Here is an 11,060-nt window from a genome sequence, read left to right as displayed (position 1 = left end):
ACGCTTGTCGCGTTGAGGAGGCGCATATTACGCTTCTCACTTCGAAAGTCAAGCGACTGTTTTCGCTTTTCTTTCGGTGCCCACTTCGCAAGGAAGCTGGCTCATCAGGTTGGCGTGCTCCGCCGTGCTGGTAGGGGCGCATTATAGGGAGCCGCGCCGCGATGACAAGGGCTTTTTGCAAAAATGCGTTCGTTTGCTGAAAAAGCAGGCTGAACCCTCTAAAACAAGGGCTTCAGCCCTCTTTTACGCCGCTTTTTTGCTCAATTCTTCGCTTTGCGCCTGGATATAGTTGACCCAACTGGTCGCTCGCTGCTGCCAGTTATCCTGCTGCTGCAGTTCACGGGCCAGCTCCAGCGCCTGGGCATACTGCTCTTTATTGAGGTGCGCCTGCACCAGCAGCGCCTTGGCGCGATTGCCTTGCTCGCCTTTCACCGACTTGATGGCCACGAGCTGGGTCATGGCCGCATCCGTTCTGCCTTGTTGCAACAGCAGCTCGGCGGCGCGCATGGCCGCCTTGGGTTGAGCATGCTCGCGGGCGAGCAGCTGCCAGCTGTCGACGGCCTTCGGCCACTCGCGCGCCCCTTCCCACAATTGAGCCAGCAGTTGGCGATTGTCGGCGCTCTGTTTCATCTGTCCCTTCGCCATGGCTGTTTCCAGCAGACGGGCACCGCGATAGGGCAGTCCCTGCCAGGCATAAAGACGGATCAGCTGGTTGCGGGTGGCAGCATCATCCATCAACTTCCTGTCGATGGCGGTTTGCAGCAGCGCCAGCGCCTGATCGCCGCGCTTGGCGGAGAGGTTGAGCGACACCGCCTGCTGCCACCACTTGCTCTCTGTCGGCTCGTGGCGGATCAGCTCTGCGGCCTGATCGGCCGCCACGCCGTAGCGCTGCAATGCGGTGAGAGCCGAGAGGCGGATGATCGCAGCCTGCTTCTGCCAACTCTTCTTCAACAGCTGTTCACTCTGGCTGGCCGCCTCACCGTACTGCTTGTTGTGGTAATAGAGGCCGGCCAGACGCAAGCGCAAGGCATCGTCAGCCTTGATGGCCAATGCGGCCTTGTAGCTGGCGATGGCGCCGGCCCAGTTGGATTGCTGGGCCTGGATGTCACCACGCAGCCGCAACAGTTGCAGCTGTTGCTGCTCGGGCCACTCTTTATAGGCCAGCGCCTGTTCCACGTAGCGGCTTGCCTGCGCGGTCTGCTGCAGGTTGGCGGCCAGGGACGCCTGCAACTGGGCCAGCCAGGCACGCTCAGCCTCGCTATTTGGTTTGAGGCCGGATGCCTTGCTCTGGGCCTGTTGCCACTGGCCGGACTGATAGAGCTTCATTACGGGCTCCAGCTGGCGGGAGAAATGAGGGCTCACCTCCATCGCCAGACAGGCTTGGCTGACCAGGGCCAGCACACAGATCCAGATCCGCAACATAGTTATGACTCCAGTTTGAATTTGAGCGTGATGACTTGCACCAGCTTGTCGGTGGCGCCCGGTCTCGGCTGGTAGCGCCACTTGTTGATCGCCTGAATGGCCGCCCGCTCGAACTGACGCTTCGGCTTGGCCTCGACCACTTCCACATCCTGTACCCGGCCGTCGGCATCGACGCTGAAGCGCAAGGTCACCGACCCTTCGATGCCGGCCTGCTGGGCCCGATAGGGATAGACAGGCTCGATCCGCTGCAACGGCATCAACATGTCACCGGCGCCGATCCCGGCCCCCTGCTGCTGGCCATGGAAGTTGCCGCTCGCAACCGGGGTAGGGCTGGTCGCCACACCGGGGGCATAGACCTGCACCGCACTGAGGCTGGATACCAGATCCAGGCTCGGCTGTACCGAGGGCAGCGGGGCCGCCGCAGGCATAGGCAGCGGCGTCGAGGCCAGCGCGGCAGGCGGCTCCGGCAAGGGTTCCGGCTCCTGGGGTACCGGGCGCTCGCGCACCTGTACCTCGGTCACCTCGTTTTGCATGTTGATGACGATGGATTTCTGCTCGGCGCTCGCCTTCTCCCCTCTGGGCGGCTCCACCAGGGTGGCCATGAACAGCAGGATCCCCAGACTGAGGGCGATCCCCAGTCCCAGGCTCATCAGCTTGTATTTCATTTCGGTGCCACCGCCACGGCGATGTTGGCAATGCCTGCCGCCTTGGCTTCATCCATCACCCGCACCACCTTGCCGTGGGGTACCCGCTCGTCGGCCTGGATCACCAGGCTGGCATCGGGCTGTTCCGCCAGCAGGCGGGCGACGCCGGCCTGCACCCGCTCCACGTCGATCTGCTTGCGGTCGAGGAAGATCTGCCCCTGGGCGCCGATCGCCAGCATGATGCTGGATGACTTCTGCGCCTTGGCCTGGCTGGCCTGGGGCCTGTGCACCTCGAGCCCGGCTTCGCGCACAAAGGAGGTGGTGACAATAAAGAAGATCAGCATGATGAACACGATATCCAGCATGGGGGTCATGTCGATCTGCACTTCGTCACGCTGGCGTTTGGATTGCCGTCTCATTGCATTACCTTCTCTTCTCGCAGGCCGTCCCGGGTCTTGGCCAGCGCACGCTTGGCCTGGCTCTCGAGCCGGCTGAGTAACAACACGCCGGAGAGCGCGACCACCATGCCAGCCATGGTGGGGATGGTGGCGCGAGAGATCCCGCCCGCCATGCTCTCCGGGTTAAAACGGTTGGCCGCGGCCAACGCATCGAATACGCCTATCATGCCGGTCACGGTACCCAGCAACCCCAGCATGGGGCAGAGCACCACCAGGGTGCGGATGAAGATCAGATGACGGTTGAGCTCCAGCTCGGCCTCGGCCAGCCAGCGCCCGCGGATCGCCCGAGCGCGCCAGCTGTGGCGCTCGCTGCGGGCCTGCCAGCGGCCAAGCAGCTGGCGCTGCAGCGGGGCAAACCCCAGGTTGAGGTAGAGCAGCCGCTCGATCATCATAATCCACATCAGCACCAGCAGGGCCAGAATGACCCAGAGCACCGGGCCGCCACGGCCCATGAAGCTCTGCAGCTGTTGCCAGATGTCGAGCATCATGCCGCCCGCTCCATCCCGTCACGGTTGCTTTCGGCCCGCTCGGCCAGAATGCCGGCCACCTGCTGCTCCAGTACGTTGGAGAGTTCGGTGAAGCGGGATTGCAGCAGGCTGTGGGCCAGGATCAGCGGAATGGCCGCCACCAGACCCTGTACCGTGGTGACCAGCGCCATGGAGATGCCGCCCGCCATGATCTTGGGATCGCCGGTGCCGAACTGGGTGATGGCCTGGAAGGTGCCGATCATCCCGGTCACGGTGCCGAGCAGGCCCAGCATGGGAGCGATGGCCGCGATCACCTTGACCATGCCGATGCCGCGCTCCATGCGAGGGGTCTCCTGCAGGATCGCCTCGTCGAGACGCAGTTCGAGGGTCTCCATGCTCAGCTCGGGATGCTTGTCAGCCACCGTCAGCACCCGGCCGAGGGCATTGTCGGCATGGTACTCGCCGCTCTTGAGTTGGCGACGCACCCGACCCAGCTCGCGGGAGAGGCTCCACAGCCGTACCCCGGCGATCCCCAGGCCGATGGCGGCCAGCAGCACGATAATGGCGCCGACCTGGCCGCCCTGCTGGACTTGCTGCCAGAAGGTAGGGGCCTGCGCCAGCATCTCCAGCAGGGTGCCGTGGGAGGGATCCAGCGGCAGCGCTTCCCCCTCCTGACCCTGATAGGCGGCCGCGGCGGAGAGCACGCTGCCGGGCAGACCCAGCACCGGGCTCAGGCCTTCGGCAGTGGGTTGCAGGAAGCCTTCACTACCCAGCAGGGCGAAGCTGCCGACCCGGGTCAGCGACTGCTCGCTGGCAGCCCCCTGGGCATCGAGCACCTTGCCGGTGAACTGTGCAACCCGGCCCGATTCACGGATCTCTTGCAGCAGGGTGGCGGGCAGCAGGGCGAGGGCGGCGCGATCCGGTACCTGCTTCTCCTGCGCCATGGTTTTCAGCGGGGCGAGGCGCTCGGGATACTGGCCCTCGACGGCGGATTCGCTCAGCAGCTTGACCGCATCGCTGGCCCCCTGACGGGTCACCGCGAAGATCTCGTTCATGTCGCCGGAGGCCTGCTCCCACTGGGCATTGAGCTCCACCAGCTGCTTCTCGTTGCCGGCAAACTCGGCCGCCAGCTGCTTGCTGAGGCTCTGGGCCGCGGCCAGCTTGGCACGAGCACTGTTCAGCTCCTTGGAGACAGACGCCAGGTCCTGCTGGGCCTGCTGTTCACGGGCTTGCTCCTGCTGCTGCCAGGCTTCATCGGCAACGGCAGTGGTGGTGCCCAGAGAGAGGGCAATGGCGAGGGGGAACCACTTCATGGTGATGCTCATGACTGGGCCTCCTGACCACGGCTGACGGAAAGGGGGACATTCAACAACTGGGGGACCTTCTTGTCGGCAGCCATCTCCAACGCCTCGGCAATGGGAGAGAGCCACTGGCTGTCGAGAGCCTGCCACTGCTTGCTCTGCGCAGACCAGCGCCACGCCTGGGAGCGATCGGCGGTCATCGCCAGCAGGGAGACCCGACCCACCGCCAGCACATCGACCCGGCGCGGTGCGCCATCTAGCGCCAGCTCGGTAGAGTAGCTATCCAACCGGCTGCCGTATTCGGCTTCAATCTGGTAGGCCTGCAGTAGCTGGCGGAACTTCTCCGCCTCGCTCACGTCGGCGCGGGCCAGGGTCGCTTTGAGCTGTTCAACCCGCGCCAGGCGATCTTCCTTGCGCAGCGGTATGTCGTTTTGTACCAGCTGCTCCAGATCGGCCTGCATCTGCAGCATCAGCGGGATCAGGCCCTGCCGGGTCTCCTGTACCGCCTCCAGCTGCTGACTCAGTTTGCCCAGCTCATTTTGCTGATCGGCCACCAGAGACTGCATGTAGCGGTTGTAGGCTTCCAGATCACGCAGTTGCAGCTGGGCATTTTGCAGCTCCAGCCGGGCGGCAACGGCCGCATCGGCGGCTTTTTCCACGCGCTGCTGGGAGGCTTTCCCGGCGGCGATGCTGTTTTTCAGTGCCGGTGCGACCAGCTCGTCGGCGCCAGCGGCGAAATGGACTGACAGTGGCAACAAGGCCAAACCCCAAAACTTATTCATGATATAAATCTTAACAATGATAACTATTCTCATTGTCTCAAAGAGTGGGGGCAGTGGCAATCAGATGATTTTGTTGGCCTTCGGCCGAAAAAACAGGATAATTTTTAAGCAAGCACGGGAGTCACTGGCGTTGGTTCTCACCACACCAAATTAATAAATAAAAAATATCTTTTCGATCAATGTGATAGAGATCGAAAAAGGAGAAGTTCATGTTCAACGATGCGATCTGGGAACACATCGATCGGTTCACCAAGGCCAAGAAGACCAGCGACATCCAGCAGCAGCTGGAGCGCTTCAGTCATCAGATGGGCTTTGATTACTTCCGTTTGCTGATTATTTTCCCCATCAGCATGCAGAAATCCCATGTGGCGTTGTTCAACAACTGCCCCACCAGCTGGTTCGATGCCTATTCAGAGCGGCACTACCTGACCCAGGACCCGGTCGTCTTCCTGGGACTGAAGCAGACCCAGCCCATCTTCTGGAACAAGCTCGACTGCGACTCTCCCTGGCTGCCCAGCGCCAGCCGGGAGGTGATGAACCTGGCCGCCGACTTCGGGGTGAGAAACGGCGTCTCCTTCCCGCTGCACACGCCGCAGGGGGAACACGGCATCCTCTCCTTCATCAGCAAGGAGAAGTCCAATTCCGATCTGATGTTTGAAAACGTTCCCTTGCTGTCGTTCTGCGCCAGTTACATCTTCAACTCGGCGCTGCAGCTGATAAAGAGCAGGCCGGATCTGATGAAGTACCTGACCGAGCTGTCGGATCGGGAGAAGGAGTGCCTGTTCTGGGCCAGCGAGGGCAAGACCTCCTGGGAGATCGCCACCATCCTCGGCATCAGCGAGCGGACCGTGAACTTCCACCTCAATCAGGTCACTAACAAGACCGATTCGAAGAACCGCAACCAGGCGATCGCCAAGAGCATCTCCAGCGGCATCATAGTGCCCTCGCTGGACGACGTGACCATCACCAACCTGCGGCTGTCATAACAGCCACCCAGCCAGACAAACAAAAAGAGCCGCAATGCGGCTCTTTTTCATTTCCGGCGACGGCTTATTCCACCGTCACGGATTTTGCCAGGTTGCGCGGCTGATCCACGTCGGTGCCCTTGATGAGGGCAACGTGGTAGGAGAGCAGCTGCAGCGGCACGGTATAGACAATCGGCGCGATCATCTCTTCCACGTGATTCAGGCTCATAACCCGCATGGTCTCGTCGCTCTTGAAGCCGGCATCGGCATCGGCGAACACGTAGAGGATACCGCCACGGGCGCGCACCTCTTCCACGTTGGACTTGAGCTTCTCCAGCAGATCGTTGTTCGGCGCCACGACGATGATGGGCATCTCGGCATCGATCAGCGCCAGCGGGCCGTGCTTGAGCTCACCGGCGGCATAGGCCTCGGCGTGGATGTAGGAGATCTCCTTGAGCTTGAGTGCCCCTTCCATGGCGATGGGGTACTGGCTGCCACGACCAAGGAACAGGCTGTGGTGCTTGTCGGCAAACTCTTCGGCCAGGGCTTCGATGTCCTTGGCCAGCGCCAGGCTCTCCTTGATGCGCAGCGGCAAGGCTTGCAGCGCCTTGACCAGTTCGGCCTCGGCGGCGGCGCTCAGGTTGCCACGGCAGTGACCGACCGAGGCCACCAGCATCAGCAGACCAGCCAGTTGAGTAGTGAACGCCTTGGTGGAGGCCACCCCGATTTCGGCACCGGCCCGGGTCATGAAGGCCAGGTCGGATTCGCGCACCAGGGAGGAGCCTGGCACATTGCAGATGGCCAGCGAGCTCATGTAGCCGGACTCCTTGGCCAACCGCAGGGCGGCCAGGGTGTCGGCGGTTTCGCCGCTCTGGGAGAGAGTCACCAGCAGGCTGTTGGGGCGCACCACCGACTTGCGATAGCGGAACTCGGAGGCGATCTCCACGTCGCAGGAGACACCGGCGATCTCTTCAAACCAGTAGCGCGCCACCATGCCGGAGTTGTAGGAGGTGCCGCAGGCGACGATCTGGACGTGCTCGACCTTGTCGAAGATGGCGCGGGCGCCGTTGCCGAACGACTCGACTACCACGTGATCCGAACCCAGACGACCTTCCAGGGTATTGGTGATGGCCTTGGGCTGCTCGTAGATCTCCTTGAGCATGTAGTGACGGTATTCACCCTTGTCACCGGCATCGTGGGAGAGCTCGGACTCCAGCTCCTCGCGCACCACGGCCTCGCCGTGGGTATCGAAGATATGCACGTCGCGGCGGGTCACTTCGGCCACATCACCTTCTTCCAAGAAGATGAAGCGACGGGTCACCGGCAGCAACGCCATCTGGTCGGAGGCGATGAAGTTCTCGCCGATGCCGCGGCCGATCACCAGCGGCGAGCCGGAGCGGGCCACCACCACGCGGCTGTCGTCACGGCTGTCCATCACCACGGTGCCATAGGCGCCGCGCAGTTGCTTCACCGCGACCTGCATGGCCGCCAGCAGGCTGGGGGCGGATTTCAGCTCGTGGTGCACCAGGTGGGCGATCACCTCGGTGTCGGTGTCGGAGCTGAACACATAGCCCAGCGCCTTGAGCTCTTCACGCAGCTCTTCGTGGTTTTCGATGATGCCGTTGTGCACCACCACGATATGCTCGGAGACGTGGGGGTGAGCGTTGCGCTCGGACGGCTCGCCATGGGTAGCCCAGCGGGTATGGGCAATGCCGGTACCACCGTGGACGGACTGCTCTTCCAGCGCCTTGGCCAGCTCGGCCACCTTGCCCAGACGACGCACCCGCTGCAGCGGCTGGTTGGCGCTGAACACGGCGACACCGGCCGAATCGTAACCACGGTATTCCAGACGGCGCAGGCCCTCTACCAGGATTTCAGCCACATCACGTTGGGCGACGGCCCCGACGATACCACACATACACTTCTCCTTGAGATGTAAGACGTTAATTCGGTTGGATATTGGTTTGTTCAGGTCAAACAGCCACGGGGGCGCAAATCAGCTGGATCCCCCTGGCCTGGATCTGTTCTCTGGCCGCACTGGCCAGCCCCTCGTCGGTCACCAGGGTATGGATACCGGACCAGGGCAGTTCGAGATTGGGGATCTTGCGGCCGATCTTCTCCGACTCCACCATGACGATGACCTCCCGCGACACCTCGGCCATGACCCGGGAGAGGCCCACCAGCTCGTTGAAGGTGGTGGTACCGCGTTCCGGATCGATGCCGTCGGCGCCGATGAACAGCTGGTCGAAGTCATAGGAGCGCAGCACCTGCTCCGCCACCTGCCCCTGGAAGGATTCGGAGTGAGGATCCCAGGTACCGCCGGTCATCAGCAGGGTGGGTTCGTTCTCCAGCTCGCGCAGGGCGCCGGCCACGTTGAGGGAGTTGGTCATCACGATGAGGCCGCGCTTGTTGCCCAGCATGGGGATCATGGCGCTGGTGGTGCTGCCGCTGTCGATGATGACGCGATTGTGATCACGGATCCGTTCGGCAGCCGCACGGGCGATCGCCAGCTTTCGTTTCGAAACTTGCTCGGGATTGCTCTCCACCACCATCTCGGAGGGCAGGGGAACGGCACCGCCGTAACGGCGCAACAGCAGGCCACCGGTCTCCAGCACCGCCAGATCTTTGCGGATGGTCACTTCGGAGGTGGCGAAGTGTTTGGCCAGGGCATCGACGCTCACTTCACCCTGCTCCTGCACCAGGCTCACTATGGTGTGACGGCGCTGCTGAGTATTACGTTTGGTCATCTTTAAGTTTCGATTCGAAAGAATGGCGAAATATTAATACCTTTTTTGAAAAAATCAAACGGCAAATAGGATCCGATTTGGTTCGATGCCAGAATGGGACAGCTGATTTGCGACGAGGATGCCATGCAAAAACGAACCATCTGGCTGGTGGAAGATGAAGCCAGCATCGCCGACACCCTGATCTATGCGCTGCAAACCGACGGTTTCGAGGTGGAGTGGTTTTCCTTCGGCCAGCCGCTGCTGGCACGACTGGAACAGACGCGCCCCGACTTTCTGATCCTGGATGTGGGGCTGCCGGACATCAGTGGTTTCGAATTGTGCAAACAGGTTCGGGCGCTGTGCGATACCCCGCTGATGTTTCTCACCGCCCGCAGCGAGGAGATAGACCGGCTGATCGGACTGGAGATCGGCGCCGACGACTATGTGGCCAAACCCTTCTCGCCACGGGAGGTGTGCGCCCGGGTACGGGTCATCCTGCGCCGCAGCCAGCCGGCCACGCCCCCACCGAGCCAGTTGCTGGCGCTGGACGAGGAGCGGGCCCGCATCAGCTTTCACGGCCAGCCGCTGGCGCTCACCCGTTACGAATACCTGCTGCTCAAGACCCTGATGCAGGCGCCGGGCCGGGTCTACTCCCGCCAGCAGCTGATGGATCTGGTGTGGAGCGGGGCGGAGGAGAGCCTGGATCGCACCGTGGATACCCACATCAAGACCATCCGTGCCAAGCTGCGGGAGCGGGATCCCCACGCCAACCTGATCCTGACCCATCGCGGGCTCGGCTACAGCCTGGAGCTGGCATGAACAGAGGATGGCCTGACACCGACCGGAGGACGCCATGAGGATCGGGCTGCAACTGCTGTGCGGGCTGGTGCTGATCTTCGCGCTGGCCGCCTGGTTCGTGCTGGAGATCTTCGTCGAGGAGATCAAACCCGGGGTGCGCAGCGCCACCGAAGATACCCTGGTGGACATGGCCCAGATGCTGGCACCGCTGGCGCTGGATGACCTGCAGGAAGGCAAGATGGCGGATGGCCGGCTGGCCAGCGCCTTCGCCCGCCTCAACCAGAGCCCCATCAACGCCCTGATCGACGGTCACCTCAAGCAGCAGGCGGAGTACCGCATCTATGTGGTCGATCGATGGGGCAAGGTGGTCTACGACTCGGACGGGGTCGATCTGGGCAAGGACTATTCACGCTGGAACGACGTCTATCGCACCCTGCGCGGGGAATACGGCGCCCGCAGCACCCGCAGCGACCCCGACGATCCCGCCAGTTCGGTGATGCACGTGGCCGCACCGCTGCGGGAGGGGGACGACATCCTCGGCTCCCTCACCGTCGCCAAACCCAACCGCACCCTGCTTCCCATGATAGAGCGCAGCGAACACCAGCTGCTGCAGGGGGCGGCCCTGCTGCTGTTCATCTCGCTGCTGATCGGCGCCCTGCTGGTGTGGTGGCTCAACCGCGCCATCGGCAAGCTGGTGCACTACGCCGATGCGGTCAGCCAGGGTCAGCCCGCCAGCCTGCCACGCCTCTACAGCCCGGAACTGGATCGGCTCGGCAGCTCCCTGGAAACCATGCGTCGCCAGCTGGACGGCAAGGCCTACATCGAAGCCTATGTACACAGCCTGACCCACGAGCTCAAGAGCCCGCTGGCCGCCATTCGTGGGGCAGGGGAGATCCTGGCCGAGGCACCGCCACCCGAGGTGGCTACCCGTTTTATCGGCAACATCAATCTGGAGACGGCCCGCATGCAGCAGCTGATCGAGCGCATGCTGCAGCTGGCCAAACTGGAGTCGGGGCAGGGGCTGGACAGGCAGGCCGTCGAGCCGGCCAGGCTGGGCAGGCGGGTGCTCGATGCCCGCCAGATCCTGGCCCAGCGCCGTCAGGTGACGCTGGTGGCCGAACTCGGCGAGGCCCAGAAACAGAAGTGGGACTCGCTGCTGGTGGAACAAGCACTCGGCAACCTGCTGGACAACGCCCTCGACTTCTCCCCCATCGGCGGCACCCTGGCACTGAACGGGGCCATGGAGGAGGGGGGTTACTGCTTCCGGGTGCGGGATCAGGGGCCCGGCATTCCGGACTACGCCCTGCCACGCATCTTCGAGCGCTTCTATTCGCTGCCCAGACCCGACAAGGGCAAGAGCAGCGGCCTCGGGCTCAGCTTCGCCACCGAGGTGGCGCGCCAGCACGGTGGCCGGTTGACCCTCACCAACCAGCCTGACGGCGGGGTGCTGGCCGAGCTCTGGTTGCCGGCAGGCTGACACTTCACACTGGCCACATA

Annotated in this window: 11 protein-coding genes; 3 read left to right on the top strand and 8 right to left on the bottom strand. The window is 62.9% G+C overall.

Annotated features, from left to right (window positions below; translation table 11 throughout):
* Window positions 1-243: 243 nt before the first annotated feature.
* From OKC44_RS21750 to OKC44_RS21725, 6 genes are read right to left on the bottom strand one after another with little or no spacing between them, the layout of a single operon-like run.
* Complete coding sequence (locus tag OKC44_RS21750; RefSeq protein ID WP_270815079.1) at window positions 244-1,422, bottom strand: tetratricopeptide repeat protein; 1,179 nt, start codon at window positions 1,420-1,422, stop codon at window positions 244-246.
* A 2-nt stretch (window positions 1,423-1,424) separates the two neighbouring features.
* A complete protein-coding gene (locus OKC44_RS21745; RefSeq protein ID WP_017410458.1) occupies window positions 1,425-2,087 on the bottom strand; it encodes an energy transducer TonB in 663 nt (220 codons plus the stop codon).
* The gene (locus OKC44_RS21740) at window positions 2,084-2,485 is read right to left on the bottom strand and encodes an ExbD/TolR family protein (RefSeq protein ID WP_254198747.1); all 402 of its coding nucleotides are present in this window, start codon (window positions 2,483-2,485) and stop codon (window positions 2,084-2,086) included. Before OKC44_RS21740 ends, OKC44_RS21745 begins: the two co-directional genes overlap by 4 nt.
* Window positions 2,482-3,012 carry a MotA/TolQ/ExbB proton channel family protein gene (locus OKC44_RS21735; protein ID WP_270815074.1) on the bottom strand — a complete coding sequence of 177 codons (531 nt, stop codon included), beginning with the start codon at window positions 3,010-3,012 and terminating at the stop codon, window positions 2,482-2,484. The genes OKC44_RS21740 and OKC44_RS21735 overlap by 4 nt, the downstream gene beginning before the upstream one ends.
* The gene (locus OKC44_RS21730) at window positions 3,009-4,316 is read right to left on the bottom strand and encodes a MotA/TolQ/ExbB proton channel family protein (RefSeq protein ID WP_201355060.1); all 1,308 of its coding nucleotides are present in this window, start codon (window positions 4,314-4,316) and stop codon (window positions 3,009-3,011) included. The genes OKC44_RS21735 and OKC44_RS21730 overlap by 4 nt, the downstream gene beginning before the upstream one ends.
* Complete coding sequence (locus tag OKC44_RS21725; RefSeq protein WP_201355061.1) at window positions 4,313-5,074, bottom strand: DUF3450 domain-containing protein; 762 nt, start codon at window positions 5,072-5,074, stop codon at window positions 4,313-4,315. Before OKC44_RS21725 ends, OKC44_RS21730 begins: the two co-directional genes overlap by 4 nt.
* 209 nt (window positions 5,075-5,283) lie before the next feature.
* Here OKC44_RS21725 and OKC44_RS21720 point away from each other — a divergent pair, with 209 nt between their 5' ends.
* On the top strand, window positions 5,284-6,060 hold the full coding sequence (locus tag OKC44_RS21720; RefSeq protein WP_016352388.1) for a helix-turn-helix transcriptional regulator: 777 nt from the start codon (window positions 5,284-5,286) through the stop codon (window positions 6,058-6,060).
* Between the two features lie 64 nt (window positions 6,061-6,124).
* Here the strand turns inward: OKC44_RS21720 and glmS are convergent, their stop codons facing one another.
* On the bottom strand, window positions 6,125-7,957 hold the full coding sequence (glmS, locus tag OKC44_RS21715; protein WP_017410462.1) for a glutamine--fructose-6-phosphate transaminase (isomerizing): 1,833 nt from the start codon (window positions 7,955-7,957) through the stop codon (window positions 6,125-6,127).
* A 55-nt stretch (window positions 7,958-8,012) separates the two neighbouring features.
* Window positions 8,013-8,786: a DeoR/GlpR family DNA-binding transcription regulator gene (locus tag OKC44_RS21710; protein WP_017410463.1), complete on the bottom strand. Its 774-nt coding sequence runs from the start codon at window positions 8,784-8,786 to the stop codon at window positions 8,013-8,015.
* 123 nt (window positions 8,787-8,909) lie between these two features.
* On the opposite strand from OKC44_RS21710, the gene blrA reads away from it, so the two are divergent.
* Both blrA and blrB read left to right on the top strand, forming a co-directional pair.
* Complete coding sequence (gene blrA, locus OKC44_RS21705; RefSeq protein WP_270815066.1) at window positions 8,910-9,584, top strand: beta-lactam response regulator transcription factor BlrA; 675 nt, start codon at window positions 8,910-8,912, stop codon at window positions 9,582-9,584.
* 34 nt (window positions 9,585-9,618) lie between these two features.
* Window positions 9,619-11,040: a beta-lactam sensor histidine kinase BlrB gene (blrB, locus tag OKC44_RS21700; RefSeq protein ID WP_270815064.1), complete on the top strand. Its 1,422-nt coding sequence runs from the start codon at window positions 9,619-9,621 to the stop codon at window positions 11,038-11,040.
* Window positions 11,041-11,060: the final 20 nt, after the last annotated feature.

This window comes from Aeromonas sp. S41-2, from assembly GCF_027705845.1.
Taxonomy (GTDB): Bacteria; Pseudomonadota; Gammaproteobacteria; order Enterobacterales; family Aeromonadaceae; genus Aeromonas; species Aeromonas hydrophila.
Note: the sequence above shows the minus strand (reverse complement) of the source record. Positions and strands in the feature narration are given on the sequence as shown.